The sequence below is a fragment of the Zoogloea sp. GDB6 genome (assembly GCF_056724105.1).
The window spans coordinates 3,891,555-3,914,911 of record NZ_CM161497.1 but is presented as its reverse complement, the minus strand read 5'-3'; the positions used below and the strand labels follow the sequence as shown (position 1 = coordinate 3,914,911).

25 protein-coding genes are annotated in these 23,357 nt (G+C 63.3%); 21 read left to right on the top strand and 4 right to left on the bottom strand.

Annotated features, from left to right (window positions below):
- Positions 1 to 106 precede the first annotated feature (106 nt).
- Both uvrB and AC1PQG_RS17805 read left to right on the top strand, forming a co-directional pair.
- A complete protein-coding gene (uvrB, locus tag AC1PQG_RS17810; protein WP_481119147.1) occupies positions 107 to 2,185 on the top strand; it encodes an excinuclease ABC subunit UvrB in 2,079 nt (692 codons plus the stop codon).
- Positions 2,186 to 2,266: 81 nt separating this feature from the next.
- Positions 2,267 to 2,758, top strand: a complete 492-nt coding sequence (locus AC1PQG_RS17805; RefSeq protein WP_481119146.1) for a low molecular weight protein-tyrosine-phosphatase — start codon at positions 2,267 to 2,269, stop codon at positions 2,756 to 2,758.
- A 116-nt stretch (positions 2,759 to 2,874) separates the two neighbouring features.
- Here AC1PQG_RS17805 and AC1PQG_RS17800 read toward each other — a convergent pair whose 3' ends face one another.
- On the bottom strand, positions 2,875 to 5,973 hold the full coding sequence (locus tag AC1PQG_RS17800; protein WP_481119145.1) for an Rne/Rng family ribonuclease: 3,099 nt from the start codon (positions 5,971 to 5,973) through the stop codon (positions 2,875 to 2,877).
- Positions 5,974 to 6,514: 541 nt separating this feature from the next.
- Between AC1PQG_RS17800 and AC1PQG_RS17795 the strand changes: the two genes are divergently transcribed.
- The 4 genes from AC1PQG_RS17795 to AC1PQG_RS17780 are packed head-to-tail and all read left to right on the top strand — an operon-like array spanning position 6,515 to position 9,390.
- On the top strand, positions 6,515 to 7,471 hold the full coding sequence (locus tag AC1PQG_RS17795; RefSeq protein ID WP_481119144.1) for an RluA family pseudouridine synthase: 957 nt from the start codon (positions 6,515 to 6,517) through the stop codon (positions 7,469 to 7,471).
- Entirely contained in the window at positions 7,464 to 8,120 is a 657-nt protein-coding gene (locus AC1PQG_RS17790) for an HAD-IA family hydrolase (protein ID WP_481119143.1), read from the top strand. The genes AC1PQG_RS17795 and AC1PQG_RS17790 overlap by 8 nt, the downstream gene beginning before the upstream one ends.
- Positions 8,099 to 8,446 carry a Rieske (2Fe-2S) protein gene (locus AC1PQG_RS17785; protein ID WP_481119142.1) on the top strand — a complete coding sequence of 116 codons (348 nt, stop codon included), beginning with the start codon at positions 8,099 to 8,101 and terminating at the stop codon, positions 8,444 to 8,446. Before AC1PQG_RS17790 ends, AC1PQG_RS17785 begins: the two co-directional genes overlap by 22 nt.
- A gap of 2 nt (positions 8,447 to 8,448) precedes the next feature.
- Positions 8,449 to 9,390: a S49 family peptidase gene (locus tag AC1PQG_RS17780; protein ID WP_481119141.1), complete on the top strand. Its 942-nt coding sequence runs from the start codon at positions 8,449 to 8,451 to the stop codon at positions 9,388 to 9,390.
- Between the two features lie 6 nt (positions 9,391 to 9,396).
- On the opposite strand, the gene AC1PQG_RS17775 is transcribed toward AC1PQG_RS17780, so the two are convergent.
- Both AC1PQG_RS17775 and AC1PQG_RS17770 read right to left on the bottom strand, forming a co-directional pair.
- Entirely contained in the window at positions 9,397 to 10,110 is a 714-nt protein-coding gene (locus tag AC1PQG_RS17775; protein WP_481119140.1) for an SAM-dependent methyltransferase, read from the bottom strand.
- Positions 10,111 to 10,113: 3 nt separating this feature from the next.
- A complete protein-coding gene (locus AC1PQG_RS17770) occupies positions 10,114 to 10,689 on the bottom strand; it encodes a Maf family protein (RefSeq protein WP_481119139.1) in 576 nt (191 codons plus the stop codon).
- A 105-nt stretch (positions 10,690 to 10,794) separates the two neighbouring features.
- Between AC1PQG_RS17770 and AC1PQG_RS17765 the strand changes: the two genes are divergently transcribed.
- The 9 genes from AC1PQG_RS17765 to AC1PQG_RS17725 all read left to right on the top strand — a co-directional run bounded on the left by AC1PQG_RS17765 (position 10,795) and on the right by AC1PQG_RS17725 (position 17,298).
- The gene (locus AC1PQG_RS17765; RefSeq protein ID WP_481119138.1) at positions 10,795 to 11,271 is read left to right on the top strand and encodes a YceD family protein; all 477 of its coding nucleotides are present in this window, start codon (positions 10,795 to 10,797) and stop codon (positions 11,269 to 11,271) included.
- Positions 11,272 to 11,292: 21 nt separating this feature from the next.
- Complete coding sequence (rpmF, locus tag AC1PQG_RS17760; protein WP_079435603.1) at positions 11,293 to 11,472, top strand: 50S ribosomal protein L32; 180 nt, start codon at positions 11,293 to 11,295, stop codon at positions 11,470 to 11,472.
- Positions 11,473 to 11,551: 79 nt separating this feature from the next.
- On the top strand, positions 11,552 to 12,565 hold the full coding sequence (gene plsX / locus AC1PQG_RS17755; RefSeq protein ID WP_481119137.1) for a phosphate acyltransferase PlsX: 1,014 nt from the start codon (positions 11,552 to 11,554) through the stop codon (positions 12,563 to 12,565).
- Entirely contained in the window at positions 12,562 to 13,527 is a 966-nt protein-coding gene (locus AC1PQG_RS17750) for a beta-ketoacyl-ACP synthase III (protein WP_481119136.1), read from the top strand. Before plsX ends, AC1PQG_RS17750 begins: the two co-directional genes overlap by 4 nt.
- Before the next feature lie 42 nt (positions 13,528 to 13,569).
- Positions 13,570 to 14,505: an ACP S-malonyltransferase gene (gene fabD / locus AC1PQG_RS17745; protein WP_481119135.1), complete on the top strand. Its 936-nt coding sequence runs from the start codon at positions 13,570 to 13,572 to the stop codon at positions 14,503 to 14,505.
- On the top strand, positions 14,502 to 15,251 hold the full coding sequence (gene fabG, locus AC1PQG_RS17740; RefSeq protein WP_481119134.1) for a 3-oxoacyl-ACP reductase FabG: 750 nt from the start codon (positions 14,502 to 14,504) through the stop codon (positions 15,249 to 15,251). The genes fabD and fabG overlap by 4 nt, the downstream gene beginning before the upstream one ends.
- A gap of 54 nt (positions 15,252 to 15,305) precedes the next feature.
- A complete protein-coding gene (gene acpP, locus AC1PQG_RS17735) occupies positions 15,306 to 15,578 on the top strand; it encodes an acyl carrier protein (RefSeq protein ID WP_481118208.1) in 273 nt (90 codons plus the stop codon).
- Between the two features lie 16 nt (positions 15,579 to 15,594).
- Complete coding sequence (gene fabF, locus AC1PQG_RS17730) at positions 15,595 to 16,830, top strand: beta-ketoacyl-ACP synthase II (protein ID WP_481119133.1); 1,236 nt, start codon at positions 15,595 to 15,597, stop codon at positions 16,828 to 16,830.
- Positions 16,831 to 16,860: 30 nt separating this feature from the next.
- Positions 16,861 to 17,298 carry a protein YgfX gene (locus AC1PQG_RS17725; RefSeq protein WP_481119132.1) on the top strand — a complete coding sequence of 146 codons (438 nt, stop codon included), beginning with the start codon at positions 16,861 to 16,863 and terminating at the stop codon, positions 17,296 to 17,298.
- Here AC1PQG_RS17725 and nadB read toward each other — a convergent pair.
- Complete coding sequence (gene nadB / locus AC1PQG_RS17720; RefSeq protein WP_481119131.1) at positions 17,295 to 18,908, bottom strand: L-aspartate oxidase; 1,614 nt, start codon at positions 18,906 to 18,908, stop codon at positions 17,295 to 17,297. The two genes, AC1PQG_RS17725 and nadB, sit on opposite strands and share 4 nt — an antisense overlap.
- A gap of 207 nt (positions 18,909 to 19,115) precedes the next feature.
- Here nadB and rpoE point away from each other — a divergent pair, with 207 nt between their 5' ends.
- Genes rpoE through AC1PQG_RS17690 form a run of 6 tightly spaced genes read left to right on the top strand, consistent with a single transcriptional unit; the run spans position 19,116 to position 23,344 of the window.
- Complete coding sequence (gene rpoE / locus AC1PQG_RS17715; protein ID WP_079435684.1) at positions 19,116 to 19,715, top strand: RNA polymerase sigma factor RpoE; 600 nt, start codon at positions 19,116 to 19,118, stop codon at positions 19,713 to 19,715.
- 4 nt (positions 19,716 to 19,719) lie between these two features.
- Positions 19,720 to 20,256, top strand: a complete 537-nt coding sequence (locus AC1PQG_RS17710) for a sigma-E factor negative regulatory protein (RefSeq protein WP_481119130.1) — start codon at positions 19,720 to 19,722, stop codon at positions 20,254 to 20,256.
- Positions 20,253 to 21,218 carry a MucB/RseB C-terminal domain-containing protein gene (locus AC1PQG_RS17705; RefSeq protein ID WP_481119129.1) on the top strand — a complete coding sequence of 322 codons (966 nt, stop codon included), beginning with the start codon at positions 20,253 to 20,255 and terminating at the stop codon, positions 21,216 to 21,218. The genes AC1PQG_RS17710 and AC1PQG_RS17705 overlap by 4 nt, the downstream gene beginning before the upstream one ends.
- A complete protein-coding gene (locus AC1PQG_RS17700) occupies positions 21,218 to 21,673 on the top strand; it encodes a SoxR reducing system RseC family protein (protein ID WP_481119128.1) in 456 nt (151 codons plus the stop codon). The genes AC1PQG_RS17705 and AC1PQG_RS17700 overlap by 1 nt, the downstream gene beginning before the upstream one ends.
- 5 nt (positions 21,674 to 21,678) lie before the next feature.
- The gene (locus AC1PQG_RS17695; protein ID WP_481119127.1) at positions 21,679 to 23,103 is read left to right on the top strand and encodes a DegQ family serine endoprotease; all 1,425 of its coding nucleotides are present in this window, start codon (positions 21,679 to 21,681) and stop codon (positions 23,101 to 23,103) included.
- Positions 23,093 to 23,344: a glutaredoxin family protein gene (locus tag AC1PQG_RS17690; protein WP_481119126.1), complete on the top strand. Its 252-nt coding sequence runs from the start codon at positions 23,093 to 23,095 to the stop codon at positions 23,342 to 23,344. Before AC1PQG_RS17695 ends, AC1PQG_RS17690 begins: the two co-directional genes overlap by 11 nt.
- The last annotated feature ends 13 nt before the right edge of the window (positions 23,345 to 23,357 follow it).

The window sequence follows — 23,357 nt, the reverse complement described above, 5'->3', positions numbered from 1 at the left end:
CGGGGCACGTTGTGCCGGCCGCTGGGCGATAATGCGGGCTTGTCCAACTAAGCCGGGCTTGAATCAATTTGTTGTTCAAAGCCTGACTTGAACTTGTAATTTTATCATGGCCGATCAATCCGATAGCGGGCGTGTGGCGGTTTTCGAAGGCAGCCCGTTCCGACTGCATCAACCTTTTCCGCCCGGCGGCGACCAGCCGGAGGCGATCCGACAGCTCGTCGAGGGCATCGAAGACGGCCTGATGTTCCAGACTCTGCTGGGGGTGACGGGTTCCGGCAAGACCTACACGATGGCCAATGTCATTGCCCGCTGCGGCCGGCCGGCGCTGGTGCTGGCCCACAACAAGACGCTGGCGGCGCAGTTGTATTCGGAGTTTCGCGAGTTCTTTCCGGAGAACGCGGTGGAGTACTTCGTCAGCTACTATGACTATTACCAGCCGGAAGCCTACGTACCGTCCCGCGACCTGTTCATCGAGAAGGACTCGGCGATCAACGAGCACATCGAGCAGATGCGCCTGTCGGCCACCAAGAGCTTGATGGAGCGCCGAGACGTTGTGATCGTGGCGTCGGTGTCGTGCATCTACGGTATCGGTGATCCCGGCGACTACCACAGCATGGTGCTGCACCTGCGGGAAGGAGAACGGATCGTCCATCGGGACCTCGTCCAGCGCCTGGTGGCCATGCAATACACCCGGGCGGACGTGGACTTCAAGCGCGGCACCTTCCGCGTGCGTGGCGACGTGATCGACATCTACCCGGCGGAAAACGCCGAGCACGCGCTGCGGGTGGAGATGTTCGACGACGAGATCGAGCACCTGACGCTGTTCGATCCGCTTACCGGCCACCTCAAGCAGAAGCTCAGCCGCTTCACCGTCTATCCGTCCAGCCATTACGTGACGCCGCGGGCCACGGTGTTGAAGGCGGTCGAGGCGATCAAGGAGGAACTGCGCGAGCGGATGGAAGTGTTCTACAAGGGGGGCAAGCTGGTCGAGGCTCAGCGTATCGAGCAGCGCACCCGCTTCGACCTGGAAATGCTCAACGAGCTTGGCTTCTGCAAGGGCATCGAGAACTACTCCCGCCACATGTCCGGGCGCAAGGCGGGCGATGCACCGCCGACGCTGATCGACTACCTACCGAAGGACGGCCTGATGTTCATCGACGAGTCCCACGTGTCGATCGGCCAGGTTGGGGCGATGTACAAGGGCGACCGCTCGCGCAAGGAAAACCTCGTGGAGTATGGTTTCCGCCTGCCGTCGGCGCTGGATAACCGGCCGTTGAAGTTCGAGGAGTTCGAGCGCCTGCTGCCGCAGACGGTCTTTGTGTCGGCCACGCCTGCAGCCTATGAAAAGGAGCATCAAGGGCAGGTGGTGGAGCAGGTGGTGCGCCCGACCGGGCTGGTGGATCCGACCATCGTCGTCAAGCCGGCGACTACGCAGGTGGATGATCTGCTCGGTGAGATCAAGCTGCGCCTCGCCGTGCAGGAGCGGGTGCTGGTGACGGTGCTGACCAAGCGCCTGGCCGAGGATCTGACCGAGTACCTGGCCGAGAACGGCATCCGGGTGCGCTACCTGCACTCGGACATCGATACCGTCGAGCGGGTCGAGATCATCCGCGACCTGCGCCTCGGCGAATTCGACGTGCTGGTGGGCATCAACCTGCTCCGGGAAGGTCTGGACATTCCCGAGGTGTCGCTGGTGGCCATCCTCGACGCAGACAAGGAGGGCTTCCTGCGTTCCGAACGGTCGCTGATCCAGACCATCGGCCGGGCCGCGCGCCACCTGCACGGCACGGCGATCCTCTATGCCGACCGGATCACCGACTCGATGCGTGCCGCGATCGATGAAACAGAACGCCGGCGTACCAAGCAGATAGCTTTCAACGAGGCTAACGGTATTACGCCGAAGTCCGTGACAAAGCGCATAAAGGACATCATTGACGGTGTCTATGATTCAGATAGCAGCGATAAGGTGTCCGTGGCTGCCGAGCCTCGTGCGGATTACCAGTTGCTCGACGAAAAGGCGCTCGCCAAGATGATTCGGCTACTCGAGAAGGAGATGCAGGAGCATGCCCGCAATCTGGAGTTCGAGAAGGCCGCAGCCGTCCGGGATCGTTTGTTCAAGTTGCGTCAGCAAGCTTTCGGTGCAGACGGCCACGATTCCGCTGCTTCATCCAACACCTCCGACTGAGAGAAACTGATCAACGTGGTCCTCGCTCTTGTACGTTCTGCCCGCCGCCTGCTTAAATGGCCAGTAGGAGGGGAATACAGAATGAAAATATTGTTCGTGTGCACCGGCAACATCTGCCGGTCGCCAACGGCTGAGGGCGTGGCACGTCGCTGGTTGGCAATGGCCGGGCTGGGGAATGAGGTCGGCGTGGATTCCGCCGGAACACAGGGGTATCACGTAGGGGAGGCGCCGGATCCACGCTCCCAGTCGGCGGCTTCGCGGCGTGGTTATGATCTTTCCCGTCTGCGGGCGCGGAAGGTCGAAGCCAAGGATTTCGCCGAGTTCGATCTGCTGCTGGCGATGGACCGGGACCACCTTCAATACCTGCGGGACAAGGCACCGGAAGGCTCCCGCCACAAGGTGCGCATGTTCATGAGCTATGCCCGCATGTCCCGGCGGGACGACGTGCCTGATCCCTACTACGGTGGTGCGACCGGCTTCGACGCCGTTCTCGACATGTGCGAGGACGCCGTGCAGGGGCTGATCGAAGAGATTCTTCCGGAGATCAATCGTCGCCGGCAATCGGTGAGCTGAAGCGTGGAATAACCAGAAGAGCAGCCAGGCTGCGGTGACAGTTGCTGCGTCCTGTCGCCCGCCAACAAAAAGGCCAGCCTCGAAAGGCTGGCCTTTTTGTTGATTCCGGTGTGCCCTTACTTGGCGGAGGTTTCCACCTGGATCAGGGGCTCATCAACGACCGGTGTAGTGATGCGGGTGCGGCGACGGGGTGCCGGTTGAGGCGCCTCTTCGGCCGAAGCTTCGGTCTGGAAGGCCTTGATGGCATCGGCGCGAGTTTCCACCAGCACCAGGCCGCTGCCCGACAGATCAATGGGGGCCACGATCGGCGCTTCTGGGCTGGTCTCGGCGGTAATGGCAGCCACTTCCGGCTGGGCCTCGACGATGGGAGCAACTTCGACTTGCACCGGAGCGGCTTCCTGCTCGGTGGCAACGGCCGGGGTCGGCTGTTCCACTGCGACTTCGGGCAGGGTCTCGACAGTCGTGACGAGCGGTGCCGCAACGGCCTCGCTTTCAACGAGCGCGGGGGCCACTTCGGCAGCTGCGGTTTCGACTGCAACGGCCGGAGTGGGTTCGGACGGCACCTGTTCCACTGCGGGCTGGCCGATGGCCGCGACGGCCTGTTCAATCAGATCGGGCTTCTCCTGCGCGTCGGTGGGCGCTTCTGCGGCAGGGGCCGCGACGAGCGGTGCTTCGACGACAGGTTCGGCAGCTACGACCGCCTGAGGCTCGATGACGGCTGCCGTTTCGGTCGGAGCAGCTTCGACAATGGGTTCCGCAACGGCAGTTGCAGACGCGGTTGCGACAGCCGGGCCGGCTTCCTCCGGCGCCGGAGCTTCGCTGACGACGGGCTGCGGAGCCGCGACGACGGCTTCGGCTACAGGAGCAACGGCTTCCTGCTCTGCACCAGCTGCCGGAGTCTGTTCGCCGATTGCCAGTTCGCCCTGGGCCGCGGCCTCGACGGTGCCGGCTTCCTCATTGCGGCGGCCACCACGGCGACCACGACGGCTGCGACGGCTGCGTTCGTTGCCTTCGCCTTCGGCCAGGGCCGGGTTGGCTTCGGTCGGTGCCTCAGTTGCTGCCACGGAATTGGCCGTCACCTGCTCGGCGCTGGCGACAGTGCCCTCAGCTTCGGCTGTCTTGGGGGCCGGGTTGTTGCGGTTACGACGTTCGCCGCGCTCGGCACGCTCACCCCGTTCGCTGTTGCGGCCTTCGCGTTCCCCGCGCTCACCACGTTCCTGGCGTTCGACGCGCTGGCGCTTTTCGCGCTGCTCGGTTTGCGCTTCGCCGGTGGCGGCGTTGCGTGCGTTGTCACGGGGTTCGCGCGGCTCGCGGGCTTCGCGGTTGTCGTTGCGTTCCTGGCGCTCGCCGCGCTCGCCGCGTTCGCTACGCTCGTTGCGCTCTTCGCGCTGGCCATCCCGGCGGCCGCGATTATCGCGACCGTCACGACGGTTGCGCTCATTGCGGGGGCGGGCTTCGCGGCGCGGCGTTTCGGGCTGGGCCACGACCGGTGCCGGCTCAGGCTGCTTCTCGCCACGGAAGAACGCGAAGATGCGGGCCAGCAGGCCGGGCTGGCTTTCCGGCACGGCAGCGACCGGCGCAGCCTTGGCTTCGACGACAGGCGCCGGCTGGTCGGGGGTGATGCCCTTGACGGCGGCTTCCTGGCGCACCGGGCGCTCGGGGTTGGCCGACGGCGGCGTGTAGGTTTCGCCGGCCGGCTTGGTGGCCATGCGGTAGCTCGGCAGGCCGGTGTCTTCGCTGTTGAGCTGGTCGTGGCGCAGGCGGACGATCTCGTGCTGCGGGGTTTCCAGGTGGCGATTGGGGATCAGCACCAGGTTGACCTTGTGGCGCAGCTCGATCTTGGCGATGTCGTCGCGCTTCTCGTTGAGCAGGAAGGTCGCCACATCCACCGGAACCTGGCAGTGCAGGGCGCCGGTGTTGTCCTTCATGGCTTCCTCTTCGAGGATGCGCAGGATGTGCAGGGCCGACGATTCGGTGCTGCGGGTGTGGCCTGTGCCATTACAGCGCGGGCAGGGGATGTAGCTGGTCTCGGCGAGGGCCGGGCGCAGGCGCTGGCGGGACAGCTCGAGCAGGCCGAAACGGCTGATCTTGCCGGTCTGCACACGGGCGCGGTCGTAGCGCAGGGCGTCGCGCAGGCGGTTCTCGACTTCGCGCTGGTTCTTCTGCGACTCCATGTCGATGAAGTCGATGACGATCAGGCCGCCGAGGTCGCGCAGGCGCAACTGGCGGGCCACTTCGTCGGCAGCTTCGCAGTTGGTCTTGAAGGCGGTTTCCTCGATGTCCGCACCGCGGGTGGCGCGGCCGGAGTTCACGTCCACCGACACCAGCGCTTCGGTGTGGTCGATCACGATGGCGCCGCCGGACGGCAGGCTGACCTGGCGCGAGTAGGCGGACTCGATCTGGTGTTCGATCTGGAAGCGGGAGAACAGCGGCACGTCGTCGTGATAGCGCTTCACGCGGTTCACGTTCTGCGGCATCACGTGGGCCATGAACTGGCGCGCCTGCTCGTACACGTCGTCGGTGTCGATCAGGATCTCGCCGATGTCCGGCTGGAAGTAGTCGCGGATCGCACGGATCACCAGGCTGCCTTCCTGGTAGATCAGGAAAGCGCCGGCCTGGGACTCGGCGGCGCCGTCGATGGCGCGCCACAGTTGCAGCAGGTAGTTCAAGTCCCACTGCAGTTCTTCGGCGTTGCGGCCGATGGCGGCGGTACGGGCGATCAGGCTCATGCCGCCCGGGACTTCGAGCTGGTCCATGACGTCGCGCAGTTCGGCGCGCTCGTCACCCTCGACGCGGCGGGACACGCCACCGCCACGGGGGTTGTTGGGCATCAGCACCAAGTAGCGGCCGGCAAGCGACACGAAGGTGGTGAGGGCGGCCCCCTTGTTGCCGCGCTCGTCCTTCTCGACCTGGACGATCAGCTCCTGGCCTTCCTTCAGCGCTTCCTTGATGGACGCACGGCTGGCTTCGACACCAGGCTGGAAGTAAGCGCGGGAGATTTCCTTGAACGGCAGGAAGCCGTGGCGCTCGGCGCCGTAGTCGACAAACGCGGCTTCGAGACTGGGTTCGATGCGCGTGATGACGGCTTTGTAGATGTTGCTTTTACGTTGTTCCTTGGCGGCCGACTCAATGTCGAGATCGATCAATTTCTGACCGTCGACAATGGCAACGCGGAGTTCCTCGGCCTGCGTTGCATTGAAGAGCATGCGCTTCATTCGTCTTCTTCTCCCGCGCAGCACACGGGCAGGACGAACCGCGCCACCGCTTAACTGCGGTGACTTAGTTTGGCGTTGTCGCGACTATCCTTCATCGAGGGGAATATCAAACTAATGTGGGCGGCGGGGTTCGTCTATGCACCCTGAACCGCGATTTTCCGCTGGGGACCGTGATGAACCTGGGGCACGACTGGTCTCGCAACTCCTTTGCCGTGCAGTACTCTCGGGTACGACGGCATTTCCCTTTGCGACCTCGGGCCTGCTCTCCAGAACTTCTTCACCGTCCCTGAATTCAGGGCCGTCAAACTGCGTGTGCGCTAGCGCGCAATAAGTACAAGTTTATTGTCGAATACAGTACCATCGCCCTCTTTTTGTCCGGCGATGGACCTTCCTGCGGTGTTTCGGGAGCGGGTGTGACCCTGGTTGACCAGTGTCGAGTCGCTCCGGCGTGGCACAGGCCGGTGTTGAAGTCTTCACAACACGCTTGGGCAAATGCGACGCATCAGAACCGAAAAACCGCTCGCCAGTATATTTCAAAAAGATGGCCTTGAGTAAAGCCCCCTCTGTCATGCGGGTCCAGGTGGACGACGCAAGCGCTGGGCAGCGTATCGACAATTTCCTGGTCCGCATCTGCAAGGGCGTGCCGAAGAGTCACGTGTATCGCATCCTGCGCAGTGGTGAGGTGCGAGTGAACAGTAAGCGGGTGGATCAGACCTACCGTTTGCTGCTCGGTGATGAGGTGCGTATCCCGCCGATCCGCCTGGCCGAGAAGGCGGCGGAGCCGGCCATACCGGTCGGCAAACCCTTCGACATCGTCTTCGAGGACGATGCTTTGTTGGTCCTCGACAAGCCGGCGGGTCTGGCCGTGCACGGGGGGAGCGGCGTCAGTTTCGGTGTCATCGAGCAGTTGCGCCGCCAACGACCGGAGGCGAAGTTTCTCGAGCTGGTGCATCGCCTCGACCGGGAGACCTCGGGTCTGTTGATTGTCGCCAAGAAGCGTAGCGCGCTGACCGTGCTGCACGACATGATGCGCGAAGGTAAGGTGCGCAAGCGTTATCTGACCCTGGTGGCCGGGCGCTGGCTGAATCCGATGCAGCACGTGAAGCTGGCCCTGCACAAATACCTGACCGAAGGTGGCGAGCGCCGCGTCAGTGTGAACCCCGAGGGCAAGTCGGCGCATAGCATCGTCAGGCTGCTGAAGCGCTGGCAGAGCTACAGCCTGGTCGAGGTCGAGCTGAAGACCGGCCGCACGCACCAGATCCGCGTGCATCTGAGTCATCTGGGCTTTCCCTTGTGCGGCGACGACAAGTACGGGGATTTTTCGCTCAACAAGCAACTCGAAAAGCAGGGGTTCAAGCGAATGTTCCTGCACGCGGCGAAGCTCGCCTTCCATCACCCGCTGACGGATCAGCTGATCGAGCTGGAGGCGCCGCTGCCGCTGGAGCTGGAGCGCCATGTGGTGCAGATCGAGCAAACGGAAGCGAGGGAGTATGGCTAAGCGTTTCGAACTGATCGTTTTCGACTGGGATGGCACGCTGATGGATTCGGCTGCAGCCATCGTGCGCGCGATCCAGGCGTCGGCGGCCGATCTCGGTCTGCCGGTGCCGTCGGATGCCCGGGCCCGTCACGTGATCGGTCTCGGTCTCAGCGACGCGCTGCATTACGCCGTGCCCGAGCTGGCGGAGTCGGACTATCCGCAGATGGTCGAGCGTTATCGCCATCACTACCTGTCCGGCGACCATCAGCTGACGCTGTTCGAGGGCGCCGTGGAGCTGATCGCGGCCCTGCGTGAGCGTGGGCACCTGCTGGCGGTGGCAACCGGAAAGAGCCGCAAGGGGTTGGAGCGGGCGCTGTCGTTTTCGGGCTTGGGCGAGTACTTCCATGCGACCCGCTGTGCGGATGAGTGCTTCTCCAAGCCGCATCCGGCCATGCTCGAGGAGCTGATGGACGAGCTGGGTGTGGTGCAGGCGTCCTGCCTGATGATCGGCGATACCACCCACGATCTGCAGATGGCCAAGAATGCCGGGGTGGAAGGGGTGGCGGTGAGCTTTGGTGCGCATCCGGTGGAGCAGTTGGAGGCCGAGGCGCCGCTGGCCTGCGTGCATTCGCCTGCGGAGTTGCGGGAATGGCTGGAACGCAACGCCTGATCTGTCCGTCGGACGCAGTCCGGGAGGGGGAGGATGGGGTGCGCTTCAGCGTCACCCGTGTCACGGGTGAAGAACCGGCCTTCGTCGTGCGTTTCCGTGGGCGGGTGCATGCATACCTGAATCGCTGCGCCCATGTGCCGATCGAGCTGGACTGGATGCCCGGGCGTTTCTTCGACGACGAGCGTCTTTACTTGATCTGCGCGACCCATGGTGCGCTCTATGAGCCCGAGAGCGGCCGCTGCGTGGCGGGCCCGTGCAGGGGGAAGCGCTTGTTGGTGCTGTCCGTCGAAGAGCGTGACGGCATGGTATTCCTTGTAGATGAATAACAATGGACGAGAACAGGTCTGAGCATTGGGAGCGCCGGGTGCTGGAAAAGCTGGCGCTGGAAGGGTTGGCGGAACAGAAACGGCGGCGCCGCTGGGGGGTGTTCTTCAAGCTGACGGCAGTGTTCTACGTGGGTCTCGCGCTGTGGATCCTGGGTGATTTCGGCGCGGCGGAGCCGCTCGATGGCGGGCGCTTTACCGCGTTGGTGAGTGTCGATGGTGTGATCGCTGCGAAGGGGGAGGCGAGTGCCGAGCGGATCGTGGCGGCCTTGCAATCGGCGTTCGATGACGGCGGTACCCAGGGTGTCGTGCTGCGTATCAACAGTCCAGGCGGGAGCCCGGTGCAGGCCGGCATCATCAATGACGAGATCGGCCGGCTGCGTGCGCTGCATCCGCAGGTGCCGGTCTATGCGGTGGTCGAGGATGTTTGTGCGTCGGGCGGCTACTATGTGGCGGTGGCTGCGGACCGGATCTTCGTGGACAAGGCGAGCATCGTCGGGTCGATCGGCGTGCTGATGGACGGTTTCGGTTTTGCCGGGCTGATGGACAAGCTGGGTGTCGAGCGCCGCCTGCTCACGGCGGGAGAGAACAAGGGTTTTCTCGATCCGTATTCGCCACAGAATCCGAAGCAGCTCGAGCATGCGAAATCCATGCTGGGAGATATCCACGGGCAGTTCATCGCAGCGGTGCGGAAGGGGCGGGGGACGCGCTTGCAGGAGACGCCGGACATGTTTTCCGGCTTGATGTGGACCGGTGCGAAGAGTGTCCAACTCGGTCTGGCCGATGGCTTCGGCACCGTCGCCTCCGTAGCACGGGATGTCATCAAGGCGGAGAACGTCCGCGATTTCACGCAGAAGCCCGGGCTGGCCGAGCGTTTTGCGGAGCGCTTCGGCACTGATATGGCCGAAAGCCTGATGAATACGCTGGGAAAGACGACGGTGCGCTGATCGCCGTCAGGCGGCGAGGATCAGGAAAACCGTCGGCCGTTTTGCCAGTTCCGGTGCGGCGATTTTCTTCCATTCGGCGACCGGGCGGGTGTGGATCCATTCGCTGTCGAGAGTCAGATCGCGGGCGACGCACAGGCGTGTGTCGGCCTTGCAGACGCTGCGCAGGGCTTCGAACATCCGTTCGTTGCGATATGGCGTCTCAATGAATAGCTGGGTGCGGGAAAAGCGCGCCGATTCGGCCTCCAGTTCGCGGATGCGCCGGTTGCGGGCTTCTTCGTCCACGGGCAGGTAGCCGTGGAAGGCGAAGCTCTGGCCGTTGAGCCCGGAGCCCATCAGGGCCAGCAGCAGGGATGACGGGCCGACCAGCGGTGCGACGCGGATGCCCAGTTCGTGTGCGCGGCGGACCAGCAGGGCGCCCGGGTCGGCAACGGCCGGGCAGCCGGCTTCGGACATCAGGCCGGCATCGCTGCCGGCGAGCAGTGGGGCGAGCAAAGCGTCCAGGTCGGCGGTAGACGGCTTCTCCGGCAGTTCGCGAATGTCGAGATCGCGCAGCGGTTGCGGGTGTTCGAAGCGCTTCAGCTCCGCGCGGGCCGTCTTGGCGTTTTCGACGACGAAGTAACTCAGGCCGCGCGCGCGGGTGGCGACGTCGGCCGGGGTGGTCAGTCCGGTGGATGCAGGGCCGAGGCTGACGGGGATCAGATAAAGGGTGCCGCTGCTCATGGCTCAGGGGAGGGCAATGCCTTCGTTGCGCAGCATGCGGGCCAGCGCGATCAGTGGCAGGCCGATGAGGGCGTTGGGGTCATCGCCGCTGAGGGCATCCAGTAGCGTAATGCCGAGCCCCTCCGATTTTGCGCTGCCGGCGCAGTCGAGGGGGCGCTCCTTGTTCACATAGCGCACGATCTCGTCGTCGCTCAGGTTGCGGAAGCGGACTTCGGTCGGTACGGCATCCACTTGCACGTGACCGCTGCGTGTATTGAGCAGAGCGAGGGCGGTGTGGAAGATGACCGTGCGACCGCTCATCGACTTGAGCTGGGCAATGGCCCGCTCGATGGTGCCTGGCTTGCCGAAGCGGGCATCACCCATGTAAGCGACCTGGTCGCTGCCGATGATCAGGGTGTCCGGAAACTGACCGGCAACCGCGCGGGCCTTCTCGACGGCGAGCCGTTCGGCCGTGGCTTGCGGCGCCTCGCCTGGCAGCGGGGTTTCGTCAATGTCCGGGCGGGCGACATCGAAGGGCAGATCGAAGCGCTGGAGTAGTTCGCGGCGGTAGGCCGAGGTGGATGCGAGAACGAGTTTCATCGTAGCGGAAAGCCTGTTGTCGCGATGATTGGCGCGATCAAGCAGGGTTTTGACACGGGGAGCCGAAAATAATATCATGCCCCGCTTATGTCGCAAGAAAGCTTCGTGATCGACCTGCGGGCGCTGGCCAGAGATGGACGTAGCGTGCAAGGAGCGGTGCCGGTAGAGAGTCTTGGTCGTCTGACCGATTCGCTGCTGGAGCCGGTCGGCACGGTGACGTTCGAGTTTCATGGCGAGCGTGACGACGAGGGCAAGCTCTACGTCGATCTGCGGGTCCAGGGTGACCTGGTGTTGCAGTGTCAGCGCTGTCTTGAGGCTTTGGTGTGGCCCTGTAGTGTGCGGAATCGTCTCCTGTTGCTTCGTGCCGGTGAAGAGCTGCCGGAGGATGAGTTGGAGAACGACGAGGTCGATGCCCTCGAGGTGGAGCCTCAGACCGACCTGCTGGCCTTGGTGGAAGATGAGGTTCTCCTCGCCTTGCCCTTGGTGCCACGCCACGAAAATTGCGAACCGCCGGTGAAAGCCGACGGCAATGAAGAAATTTCGCCCTTCGCCGTTCTGCGCCAGTTGCGCGGCAAGGTTTAAGTATTCCTCAAGGAGTGTTTCATGGCTGTTCAACAGAACAAAAAGTCCCCGTCCAAGCGCGGTATGCATCGTTCCCACGATTTCCTGGTTGCCCCCCCGCTGGCTGTCGAGCCGACCACCGGTGAAGTGCACCTGCGTCACCACGTGTCGCCGTCCGGCGTCTATCGTGGCAAGAAGGTTGCCAAGGCCAAGGGCGAGTAATTTCCCCCGGTCCGCGAGCGGCGCGACGCCTAAGGGCGCTCGCGCCGTTTTCATACATGCTTCTCTCTGTTTGCGCCGAATGACTGTCACCCTGGCTATTGACTGCATGGGGGGCGATCACGGCCCCTCGGTGACCGTGCCGGCTTCCCTGCATTTTCTGCGGGAAGATCGCGACACCCGGATCATACTGGTCGGGCGTCCGGAGGCCATCGAGCCCCATCTCGGAACGGCCCTGGCCGAGTTCGGAGAGCGTCTGCGCATCCATCGCGCCACTGAGGTGGTCGGCATGGATGAATCGCCGGCGCTGGCCATGCGCAATAAGAAGGATTCGTCGATGCGCGTTGCGGTTAACCTCGTCAAGGACGGGGAGGCCCAGGCGGCTGTGTCTGCCGGCAATACCGGCGCACTGATGGCGATTTCCCGTTTTGTCCTGAAAACCCTTCCCGGTATCGATCGCCCGGCGATCTGCAGCACGCTGCCGACCTTGCGTGGGCAAACCCATGTGCTCGATCTGGGGGCCAACGTGGATTGTTCGCCCGAGCATCTGCTGCAGTTCGGCATCATGGGCGCGATGCTGGTGGCGGCCGTTGAGCATAACGAACGTCCGAGCGTTGGCTTGCTGAACATCGGCGAGGAGGAGATCAAGGGTAACGAGGTCGTCAAGCAGGCCGCCGAGTTGCTGCGCGCCAGTGGGCTCAACTTCTACGGCAATGTGGAAGGCAACGACATCTACAAGGGAACCGTCGATGTGGTCGTCTGCGATGGCTTCGTCGGCAATGTGGCGCTGAAAACGTCCGAAGGTCTGGCTCAGATGATGGCCACCTTCCTGCGCGAGCAGTTCTCCCGTAACTGGCTGACCAAGCTGGCAGCGCTCTTTGCGATGTCCGCCCTGAAGGGCTTCAAGCGCAAGCTGGATCCCCGGCGCTACAACGGCGCGGCGCTGCTGGGTCTGCGCGGTGTGGTGGTGAAAAGCCACGGCTCTGCCGATGCCTTCGCTTTCGAGCAGGCGGTCTGGCGGGCCGTGGAAGCGGCGCGCAATCGCCTCATCGAACGTATCAGCGAACGAATGGAACGTGAAAGGTCCGTTGCATGATTTATGCACGAGTGGCTGGCACCGGGAGCTTTCTGCCCGGCGAACCTGTTACCAATGATGATCTGGTGGCGCGCGGCATCGATACGTCCGACGAGTGGATTGCAGAGCGCACCGGCATTCGCGCCCGCCATCTGGCCGAGCCGGATGTCACCGCCAGCCAGCTGGCCTACGAGGCATCGGTTCGGGCGATCGAGGCGGCGGGTTGTCAGCCGGCGGACATCGACCTGATCATCGTCGCAACCTCGACACCCGATTACATTTTTCCGAGTACTGCCGCGCTGCTGCAGGCCCGCCTCGGGATCGTCAACGGCGGCGCTGCCTTCGACTTGCAGGCGGTGTGCACCGGTTTCGCGTATGCGTTGGCCACCGCCGAGAAGTTCATCCGCTCGGGCAGCAACAAGCGGGCGCTTGTTGTCGGGGCCGAAGTCTTTTCGCGCATCCTCGACTGGAACGATAGGGGCACCTGCGTGCTGTTCGGCGATGGTGCCGGTGCGGTTGTGCTGGAAGCCTCCGACAAGCCCGGCATCCTGGCTACGGCGCTGCATGCCGACGGCAGTCACAACCCCATTCTGTGCGTACCCGGGCAGGTCAATCGCGGCAGCGTGACCGGCGATCCCTTTCTGCGCATGGATGGCCAGGCCGTCTTCAAGTTTGCGGTCAAGGTGCTGAGCGAAGTGGCGCGTGAAGTCACTGAGCAAGCCGGTATGCCGCTCGACGCGGTGGACTGGCTGATCCCCCATCAGGCCAACATCCGCATCATGCAGGCGACGGGCAAGCGCCTCGGCCTGCCGATGGAGAAGGTCATTGCGACGGTCGCCCAGCATGGCAATACGTCGGCGGCATCCATTCCGCTGGCGCTCGACCAGGCCGTCCGTGACGGGCGCATCCAGCGCGGGCAGCGTCTGCTGCTCGAAGGTGTGGGTGGCGGCTTCACGTGGGGCGCCGCGCTGCTCGAGTTTTAAAGAACAAGCAACAAGAACCAGTCACCATACAGGGTAGGGATCATGAATTTTGCGTTTGTGTTTCCGGGGCAGGGCTCCCAATCCGTGGGCATGATGAGTGCCTACGGCGAGTCCGCCGTGATTCGCCAGGCTTTTGCCGAAGCGTCCGATGCGCTCGGCGAGGACTTGTGGCAGATGGTGCTGGAAGGTCCGGCCGAGGTGCTGGCTCAGACCGTCAATACCCAGCCGTTGATGCTGACTGCCGGCGTTGCCGTGTATCGCGAGTGGATTGCCCGCGGTGGTGCGGTGCCGGCCCTGGTTGCCGGGCACAGTCTCGGCGAGTATTCGGCACTGGTGGCGGCCGGTTCCCTTGAGCTGGCTGAAGCGGTCAAGCTTGTGCGCCTGCGTGCGCAAGCCATGCAGGAAGCGGTTCCGCAGGGTGAGGGCGCGATGGCCGCGCTGCTCGGCCTGGATGAGGATGCGGCTGTCGAGGCCTGTGCCGAAGCGGCTCAGGGCGATGTTGTTTCCGCCGCTAACCTGAACTCCCCGGGGCAGATCGTCATTGCGGGCTCCAAGGCCGCTGTCGAGCGTGCGATCACCGTGGCCAAGGCGCGCGGCGCCAAGCGTGCCGTGCTGCTGCCGGTGAGCGCGCCTTTCCACTGTGCGCTGATGAAGCCGGCGGCCGAGCGTCTCGCTGCGCGCCTGGCGGAAATCGAGCTGAAAACGCCCGCCATTCCGGTGCTCAACAATGTGGACGTGGCCGTCGAGGATCAGCCGGTGTGCATCAAGGATGCACTGGTGCGCCAGGCCTATTCCCCGGTGCGCTGGATCGAGACGGTGCGCGAAATTGCCCGTCGTGGTTCGACGCATGTGTTCGAGTGCGGTCCCGGCAAGGTGCTGGCCGGCATGACCAAGCGTATCGAAGGCAGCCTGCTGGGCGGTGCGATCGCCGATGCGGCCAGCCTGGAAGAGATTCTGAAGACGACGGGGGCGGTATGACTCAGGTTTTGCAGGGGCAGGTTGCGCTGGTGACCGGTGCGTCCCGCGGTATCGGACGGGCCATCGCGCTCGAACTGGGGCGCATGGGTGCAACGGTGATCGGGACGGCCACGTCCGAAGCCGGTGCGGCGGACATCCAGGCTGGTCTCGAGGCTGCAGGCATCGCAGGTCGTGGTCTGGCCCTTGATGTGACCAATGCCGAGGCTTGTGAGGCAGCGCTCGGCGTGATCGAGAAGGATTTCGGTGCGGTGGTCGTGCTGGTCAACAATGCCGGCATCACCCGCGACAATCTCGCCATGCGCATGAAGGATGGCGAGTGGGATGCGGTCATCGACACCAACCTGAAGGCTGTCTTCCGCATGTCCAAACTCGTCATGCGTGGCATGATGAAGGCACGCACGGGCCGGATCATCAACATTACGTCGGTCGTCGGTAGTTCCGGCAATCCGGGGCAGGCCAACTATGCGGCCGCCAAGGCGGGCGTGGCGGGCATGACCCGGGCGCTGGCGCAGGAGCTCGGTAGCCGTAACATCACGGTCAACTGTGTTGCACCGGGCTTCATCGATACCGACATGACCAAGGAATTGCCGGAAGCGCAACGCGAGTCGCTGCAGGGCAAGATCGCGCTGGGCCGTCTGGGCAAGCCGGAAGAGATCGCCTCCGTGGTGGGCTTTCTGGCCTCGCCGGCGGCGTCCTATGTAACCGGCGCGACCTTGCACGTCAACGGCGGTATGTACATGGCCTGATCCTCGCCGCGCTGGCGGGGGGGCATGTTTTTGGTAGAATGCGAAGGTTTTTGAATTCACACCCGTAATCAGGGAAGGAGTAAACACATGGAAAATATCGAACAGCGCGTCAAGAAAATCGTTGCCGAACAACTCGGTGTCAACGAATCTGAAATCAAGAACGAATCCTCCTTCGTGGACGATCTGGGCGCCGACTCCCTCGACACCGTCGAGCTGGTGATGGCTCTGGAAGAAGAGTTCGAGTGCGAGATCCCCGACGAAGAAGCCGAGAAGATCACCAGCGTTCAGCAAGCGATCGACTACGTCACCGCCCACCTGAAGAAGTAAGTTTCCGGAGCCTGCCTTGACCCGTCGCAGAGTCGTCGTCACCGGCCTTGGCGTTATTTCGCCGGTCGGCAATACCGTGTCTGAAGCCTGGGACGCCATCCTTAATGGTCGTTCCGGCATCGGTGAAATCACCCGTTTCGATACCACGAACTTCTCGGCGAAAATCGCCGGTGAAGTGAAGGGCTTCGATATTGGTGCCTATCTTTCGCCGAAGGAAGCGCGTCGTATGGATGGTTTCATCCACTACGGCCTTGCCGCGGGCATCCAGGCTTTCCGTGACTCGGGCATCGAGGTGACCGAGGAGAATGCCCCCCGGATCGGTGTCAACATCGGTTCGGGCATCGGCGGTCTGCCGATGATTGAGGATACCCACGACGACTTCCTCGCCGGCGGTCCCCGCAAGATTTCCCCGTTCTTCATTCCCGGCACCATCATCAACATGATCTCGGGCAATTTGTCGATCATGTTTGGTCTGAAGGGGCCGAACATTGCGATCGTCACGGCCTGTACCACTGGCCTGCACGCGATCGGCACCAGTGCCCGGATGATCGAGTATGGCGACGCTGACGTCATGGTGTGCGGCGGTGCCGAGTCCACCGTCACGCCGCTGGCGGTTGGTGGCTTCGCATCTGCCAAGGCCTTGTCCACCCGCAATGACGATCCCGCCACAGCGAGTCGTCCGTGGGACAAGGATCGTGATGGCTTCGTGCTGGGCGAGGGGGCTGGCGTGCTGGTCCTCGAGGAGTACGAGCACGCGGTCAAGCGTGGTGCGCGTATCTATGCCGAGCTGGCCGGTTTCGGCATGAGCGGCGACGCTTACCACATGACCGCGCCGGACACCGATGGTCCGCGCCGCAGCATGGTTAACGCGCTGAAGAACGCCGGTGTTAACCCGGATGAAGTGCAGTACCTCAACGCGCACGGCACGTCCACGCCGCTGGGTGACAAGAACGAAACCGAGGCTATCAAGCTGGCCTTCGGTGCCGATGTCGCCAAGGGGCTGGTGGTGAATTCCACCAAGTCGATGACCGGCCACCTGCTTGGCGGTGCGGGCGGTCTCGAATCCGTGCTGACGACGCTGGCGGTATATCACCAAGTGTCGCCTCCGACGATAAATATTTTCGAGCAGGATCCGGAGTGCGATCTGGACTACTGCGCGAACGTTGCCCGCCCGATGAAGATCGACGTGGCAATGAAGAACAACTTCGGCTTCGGTGGTACCAACGGTACCCTGGTGTTCCGCAAGATCTGACCACATGGACGCACGGAAACCCGCGCGTCCATGACCGTCATTGAGTTCAGGCCGTCGCGGCTGCTCGCCATGCTTCTTGTGGCGCTGCATCTCGCGGCGGCTTTTTCGTTTCTGCTCGGTTTTGGTTTGGGAGTGGCCAGTGCAGTCGGGGGGCTGGTGCTGGCAGGATCAGGCCAGCATTGCTGGCGTCATTGCCGTCGAGTGCCGGAGCCTCTGGGACTGCTGGAGGATGGGGGGCTGCTCTTTGATCCGGATGGGCTACTGGAGCACAGGCTGAATCTGCTGCCGGCAAGCGTGGTGACGTATCCCGCCGTCTGGTTGATCTGGCGGGTTGATGGCGAGCGAGAAACCGGTGCACTGATGTTGTTGCGCGATCAGCTTACGCCGCAGGCGTGGACGGAACTACAGGTGTGGCTGCGATTACGGGCCCGCATGCGTCTGGCGGGCCCGCAGGATTTGCCGCCCTAGTCTCTCGGTAGCGGCGCGCGCACGAAGGTTCGTTTGTGCGGTGGACGAAGGATTGTATCGCGGGCCGTCGACAGGGTTTCCGGGTAGTCGCGGCTGAAATGCAGGCCACGGCTTTCCTTGCGTTTGAGGGCGCTGCGGACGATCAGTTCGGCGGTGACGACAAGGTTGCGCAGCTCGATCAGATCGTTGGAGACACGGAAGTTGCTGTAGTACTCGTCGATCTCTCGCGCCAGCAGGCGGATGCGGTGCTGGGCGCGCTCAAGGCGCTTGTTGGTCCGCACGATGCCCACGTAGTCCCACATGAAGCGGCGCAATTCGTCCCAGTTGTGGGAGATGACGATCGTCTCGTCGGCGTCCGTTACACGGCTTTCGTCCCACTGGGGCAGGTTGTCGGGCAGTGGGCGCGGGTTGGCGAGAATGTCGGCGGCGGCGGATTCACTGAAGACCAGGCATTCGAGCAGGGAGTTGCTGGCCAGGCGGTTGGCGCCATGCAGGCCCGTGCAGGCGCTTTCGCCGATCGCGTAGAGGCCTTTGACGTCGGTGCGTGCGTGCAGGTCGGTGACGATGCCGCCACAGGAGTAATGTGCCGCCGGCACGACCGGGATCGGCTGGCGGGTGATGTCGATGCCCAGTTCCAGGCAGCGTGCCAGGATGTTCGGGAAGTGGCTCTGCAGGAAATCCGCCGGCTTGTGGCTGATGTCGAGGAAGACGCAGTCCAGGCCGTGCTTCTTCATCTCGAAGTCGATGGCGCGCGCCACCACGTCCCGCGGGGCGAGTTCCAGGCGCGGATCGTGATCCTGCATGAAGCGGCTGCCGTCAGGGCGGCGAAGCACGCCGCCTTCGCCGCGTACGGCCTCGGAGATCAGAAAGGACTTGGCTTGCGGGTGGTAGAGGCAGGTCGGGTGGAACTGAATGAATTCCATGTTGGCGACCCTGCAGCCGGCGCGCCATGCCATTGCCACGCCATCGCCGGTCGCGGTGTCGGGGTTGGTCGTGTACAGGTAGACCTTGCCGGTGCCGCCGGTGGCCAGCACCGTGTGGCGCGCGGCGATGGTGCGCATCTCGTCGTTGGCGATGTCGAGCACATAGGCGCCGAGGCAGCCTTCATCCGAGCGTCCGACCTTGGTGCCGGTGATGAGGTCGATGGCGATGTGCTGCTCGAGGATCGTGATGTTCGGGTGGCGGCGGACCTGTTCGGTCAGTGTGGCCTGTACCGCGGCGCCGGTGGCATCGGCGGCATGGATGATGCGCCGGTGGCTGTGGCCGCCTTCGCGGGTCAGGTGATAGCCGATGGAGGTGCTGGAGTCGGCGGTGAAGGGGACGCCGTGTTCGATCAGCCAGTGGATTGCGCGGGGACCGTTCTCGACGACGAAGCGTGTGGCGCTGTCGGAGCACAGGCCGGCGCCAGCGGTATGGGTGTCGGACACATGGGCTTCGGTGTCGTCGGCGGGGTCGAGAACTGCGGCGATGCCGCCCTGGGCCCAGGCGCTGGCGCTGTCTTCGAGGGAGCGTTTAGTAACGAGGGCGATCTTGAGTTTGTCTGCCAGGCGCAGGGCCAGGGATTGTCCGGCCAGGCCACTGCCCAGAATGAGCACGTCAAAAGCGGTCACTTCGGTGGGATTGCCGCGGTGGGCTGTTTTGCGAAGGGCCGACTATAGCACGTGCAGTTAGTCGCAAAACAACCCTGAGGACGACTGAACTATACGGATGCAGCAGGGTCTAGGAGGTACTTTGGCCAGGTTTTGGCGGCTCTCGGGATATACTTCTGGGCCGGTGACCCTTCAGGTCACGACTACGAAGATATTTGTTTCCCGACCATGAGCGATCGCGAAATTGACCAGCAGTTGGTCGAGCGTGTGCAGCGCGGCGACAAGCAGGCGTTTGGCCTGCTGGTTTCCAAGTATCAGCGCAAGCTTGCCCGCCTGTTGTCGAGATTGATCCGAGATCCAGCCGAAGTAGAGGATGTCGCCCAGGAGACGTTCATCAAGGCCTATCGCGCCTTGCCATCGTTTCGTGGGGACAGCGCTTTTTACACGTGGCTTTATCGCATCGGGATCAACACGGCCAAGAATTTTCTCGTTTCACAGGGGCGGCGCGCGCCCACCACGACCGATTTCGATTCCGAAGAGGCAGAGACTTTTGAGGAAGGGGACCAGCTTCGAGACATCAATACGCCGGAACGCCTGCTGATGACCAAACAGATTGGCGACACCGTCAATGTGGCAATGGAGGCGCTGCCTGAAGAATTGAGAACGGCGATAGTCCTGCGCGAGATCGAAGGCCTGAGTTACGAGGAGATCGCCACGATCATGGAGTGCCCTATCGGCACGGTCCGTTCGCGGATTTTCCGCGCTCGGGAAGCAATTTCTGAAAAGCTCAAGCCGTTGCTCGATACGGCTCCGAATAAAAGGTGGTAAGACGATGAAAGAAAAGGTTTCTGCCCTGCTCGACGGCGCGCTCGATGAGCACGCGACGGCGCGGATGTTCGATTCCCTGAAGCGGGACGGTGCATTGCGTCAGGAGTGGGAGAACTATTGCCTGATCGGAGATCTATTGCGCGATGAGCAAGTCCTGTCGTCGGATTTCACTCGTAACGTGATGCTGTGCCTGGATGACGAACCTACCGTTCTTGCACCGGCGAAGCGTGAGATCGGTGGGGGTTGGGTCCGTCATCTGATGCCGATCGCTGCGTCGGTGATGGGGGTGGCGGCTGTTGGCTGGGTGGCGATGAACCTGAACGGTTCCGGGCAGGATGCCATGCAGATGGCCCAGGCCAAGAAGGCTCCCGTTGCGGCGGTGACGCTGGACCGGGCGCCGGCCAAGCTGGCCGCCAACAGCGAAACGTCGGAACGTGAATATCTGTTCGCCCATCAGGCAATGGCGCCGTCAGCGGCCATGCCGGGCGTGGCCCTGTATGTGCGTACCGTCTCGGATACCCAGGTGGCCAGCCAGCGATGAAGCATCTTTTCTGTTGCCTGGTGGCGCTTGGGGCATGGAGTGGCTCCGCCCTGGCCGACGTTCCGACAGATCCGCTCAGCTGGCTTGCCCGCATCTCCAATGCGGCCCACAAGCTCAATTACACGGGCACTTTCACCTACCAGAGCGGCAAGAATGTCGAGACATCGCGCATTGCCCATCTGGTGGACGGCAGCGGCGAATACGAGAAGCTCGAAGCCCTCGATGGCAGCCCGCGCGAAGTGGTGCGCAACAACGAAGAGGTGCAGTGCTTCCTGCCTGACCAGAAGCTCCTGATCATCGACCAATCGACGGCGCGCCGCAGCTTCCCGGCACGTCTGCCGCAATCTCCCAGCGCGCTGGCCGAACACTATCGCATCCGCAAGGGTGAGGTGGTCCGTATCGTCGGCATGGAGAGCCAGCAGATCATCCTTGAACCCAAGGACGACATGCGCTTCGGCCACCAGTTCTGGGCCGATGTGGGCTCGGGCCTGCTGCTGCGTGCGCGTCTGGTCGGCGAGAAGGGGGAGAACATCGAGCAGTTCGCCTTCACCGAAGTCCAGGTGGGCGCGCCTTTCGACAAGGACAAGGTCAAGCCCCGCTTCGTGCGTTCGAGCGACTGGAAAGTGGTCAATGCGCGTGGCAGCGATGTGAAGGTCGAGGATACCGGTTGGGTTTTCAAGAATTCCATCCCCGGTTTCAGGCAGGTTGTCTCGGTGGCCCGCCAGGGGCGAAAGGAGCGTGGCGAGGCTTATCACGTGGTGTTTTCCGACGGTCTCGCGGCGATTTCCGTGTTCATCGAGCCTATGCCGGCCAAGAGCAACCTGCAGAGTGGGATGAGTTCGTCCGGGGCGTTCAACATCTTCCGCAGAACGGTGTCGGATCACCTCATCACCGTGCTGGGTGAGGTTCCGCAGCAGGCGCTGGTGCGTATTGCCGATGGCGTGGAGATGCGGAAGCGCTGATGCGGGTCAATGGTGTCGTCCAGCGGCTGGATGCAGGCTATGCGTGGGTGGATGTGTCCGTGGCCCAGGGCTGCGGTCGCTGCAACGAGCCGGGTGGCTGCGGTGGCGTCAATCTGGCTCGGCCAATGGCGCCGATCAGTCGGAGCGTGAGAGTGGTCAATGACATCGAGGCGCATCCTGGTGAGTCCGTCGGTGTCGTCATCGACGATCGCGTGCCGCTGCAGGCGGCGCTGTATGTGTATGGTTGGCCGGTGCTGGGCGTCATCGCCGGGGCCATATGCGGAGCTGTTGTGGCCCCGGGTGGCAATGCCGATCTGATGGCCGCGCTGGGGGCCTTGGTCGGCGGGCTGGTGGCGGCCGCGTGGGGGCGTCAGCGGAGTCGTGGCATGCAGAAGGATTTGCCCATGCACCTGGTGCGCGGGGCGTCGGACCAGGCGGGAGCATGCGGACAATGAAGGTGATGCTCCGTTGTTGCCGTGCCTTGTTGGTGGCGGGGTGCCTGCTGGTTGGTGGTGTGCCGGTGATAGCGTTGTCGCGGGATCTGCCGGATTTCGCCGAGCTGGCCGAGCGTCAGGGCATGGCGGTCGTCAATATCAGCACCACCCAGGCGGTACGGCCGGGCAAAGGGCCGGTGCCGAGCCTGGATGAAGACGACCCGATGTTCGATTTCTTCCGGCGCTTCGTTCCCCGTCATCCGGGCGCACCGCGGATCGAGCCGGACAACCGTTCCCTCGGGTCTGGTTTCATCGTGTCTCCGGATGGCTATGTGCTGACCAATGCGCACGTTGTGGAAGGTGCAGACGAGATTGTCGTCAAGCTGACGGACAAGCGCGAGTTCAGGGCCCGCTTGATGGGGGCGGATCCGCGCAGTGATGTGGCGCTGCTGAAAATCGAAGCCACTGGCCTGCCCAAGGTGACGCTTGGTGACCCGGCTAGGTTGAGGGTTGGCGACTGGGTCGTGGCTATCGGTTCGCCTTTCGGATTTGAGAATTCGGTGACGGCCGGTATCGTCAGCGCCAAGGGGCGTGCCCTGCCGCAGGAAAGTTTCGTGCCCTTCATCCAGACGGACGTGGCGATCAATCCCGGCAACTCGGGTGGGCCGCTGTTCAACATGAAGGGCGAGGTCGTCGGGATGAATTCCCAGATCTACAGCCGCACCGGTGGTTTCATGGGCCTGTCTTTCGCGATTCCCATTGATGTGGCGATGGAGGTGCAGAGCCAGTTGCGCAGCAATGGCCGCGTGCAGCGCGGGCGCGTCGGTGTCGTCATCCAGGAAGTGTCCCGTGAGTTGGCCGACAGCTTCGGGCTGGGCAAGCCGGTCGGCGCGCTGGTGAGCTCCGTTGAAAAAGGTAGCCCGGCGGAGAAGGCCGGTATCGAGCAGGGGGATATCATCCTGCGTTTCGATAGCCGGACGATTGGCGTGTCGGGCGATCTGCCGCGGGCCGTCGGCAGCACCCGACCGGGTAGTAAGGTTCCTCTGCAGGTGTGGCGCAAGGGCGCGACGCGTGATCTCTCCGTGGTGGTGGCCGAGTTGCCCGACGACAAGGCGCGCAAGATTGCGGCCAAGGTCGCCCGGCCGGATTCCTCGCCGAACAAGCTGGGTATCCTGGTCGTCGAGCCCACTGCGGACCAGAAGCGTGATGTGCGCTTTTCCGGTGGTGGGGTGGTCGTCGACGCGCTGCGCAGTGCATCGGCGCGGGCTTCCGAGATCCAGTCCGGCGATGCGATCCTGGCGCTGGTGGTGAAGGGCGGGCGTACCGACATCCGCTCCGTGGATCATTTCAACAAGGTCGTCGCCGGCCTCGAGGCGGGGCAAACCGTGACCCTGCTGGTGTTGCGCGGCGACTTCCAGACCTTTGTGCCGGTGAGAACGATTGAGCGCTGAACGCACGCTGACTGTCCTGAGCCGGGAGTGGTGCCATTTGTGCCACGATCTCGTCGATGCGCTGGCGCCGTTGCAGCAGGAACTGGGCTTTGTCATTGAGGTGGTGGACGTGGATGCCTTTCCCGAGCTCGAGGAAGTGTGGAGCGAAAAGGTTCCGGTGGTGCTGGCGGGCGAGACCGAACTGTGCCATTACTTCCTCGACGAAGCGGCGGTCCGTGCTCATTTCCGGCGTATCGGTTAGAATCCAAGTCTTT

Excerpts from the sequence above, each read along its gene's own strand:
- uvrB (WP_481119147.1), top strand. The coding sequence starts at position 107 with ATGGCCGATCAATCCGATAGCGGGCGTGTGGCGGTTTTCGAAGGCAGC.
- AC1PQG_RS17805 (WP_481119146.1), top strand. The coding sequence starts at position 2,267 with ATGAAAATATTGTTCGTGTGCACCGGCAACATCTGCCGGTCGCCAACG.
- AC1PQG_RS17800 (WP_481119145.1), bottom strand. The coding sequence starts at position 5,973 with ATGAAGCGCATGCTCTTCAATGCAACGCAGGCCGAGGAACTCCGCGTT.
- AC1PQG_RS17795 (WP_481119144.1), top strand. The coding sequence starts at position 6,515 with ATGGCCTTGAGTAAAGCCCCCTCTGTCATGCGGGTCCAGGTGGACGAC.
- AC1PQG_RS17790 (WP_481119143.1), top strand. The coding sequence starts at position 7,464 with ATGGCTAAGCGTTTCGAACTGATCGTTTTCGACTGGGATGGCACGCTG.
- AC1PQG_RS17785 (WP_481119142.1), top strand. The coding sequence starts at position 8,099 with ATGGCTGGAACGCAACGCCTGATCTGTCCGTCGGACGCAGTCCGGGAG.
- AC1PQG_RS17780 (WP_481119141.1), top strand. The coding sequence starts at position 8,449 with ATGGACGAGAACAGGTCTGAGCATTGGGAGCGCCGGGTGCTGGAAAAG.
- AC1PQG_RS17775 (WP_481119140.1), bottom strand. The coding sequence starts at position 10,110 with ATGAGCAGCGGCACCCTTTATCTGATCCCCGTCAGCCTCGGCCCTGCA.
- AC1PQG_RS17770 (WP_481119139.1), bottom strand. The coding sequence starts at position 10,689 with ATGAAACTCGTTCTCGCATCCACCTCGGCCTACCGCCGCGAACTACTC.
- rpmF (WP_079435603.1), top strand. The coding sequence starts at position 11,293 with ATGGCTGTTCAACAGAACAAAAAGTCCCCGTCCAAGCGCGGTATGCAT.
- plsX (WP_481119137.1), top strand. The coding sequence starts at position 11,552 with ATGACTGTCACCCTGGCTATTGACTGCATGGGGGGCGATCACGGCCCC.
- AC1PQG_RS17750 (WP_481119136.1), top strand. The coding sequence starts at position 12,562 with ATGATTTATGCACGAGTGGCTGGCACCGGGAGCTTTCTGCCCGGCGAA.
- fabD (WP_481119135.1), top strand. The coding sequence starts at position 13,570 with ATGAATTTTGCGTTTGTGTTTCCGGGGCAGGGCTCCCAATCCGTGGGC.
- fabG (WP_481119134.1), top strand. The coding sequence starts at position 14,502 with ATGACTCAGGTTTTGCAGGGGCAGGTTGCGCTGGTGACCGGTGCGTCC.
- AC1PQG_RS17725 (WP_481119132.1), top strand. The coding sequence starts at position 16,861 with ATGACCGTCATTGAGTTCAGGCCGTCGCGGCTGCTCGCCATGCTTCTT.
- rpoE (WP_079435684.1), top strand. The coding sequence starts at position 19,116 with ATGAGCGATCGCGAAATTGACCAGCAGTTGGTCGAGCGTGTGCAGCGC.
- AC1PQG_RS17710 (WP_481119130.1), top strand. The coding sequence starts at position 19,720 with ATGAAAGAAAAGGTTTCTGCCCTGCTCGACGGCGCGCTCGATGAGCAC.
- AC1PQG_RS17705 (WP_481119129.1), top strand. The coding sequence starts at position 20,253 with ATGAAGCATCTTTTCTGTTGCCTGGTGGCGCTTGGGGCATGGAGTGGC.
- AC1PQG_RS17700 (WP_481119128.1), top strand. The coding sequence starts at position 21,218 with ATGCGGGTCAATGGTGTCGTCCAGCGGCTGGATGCAGGCTATGCGTGG.
- AC1PQG_RS17695 (WP_481119127.1), top strand. The coding sequence starts at position 21,679 with ATGCTCCGTTGTTGCCGTGCCTTGTTGGTGGCGGGGTGCCTGCTGGTT.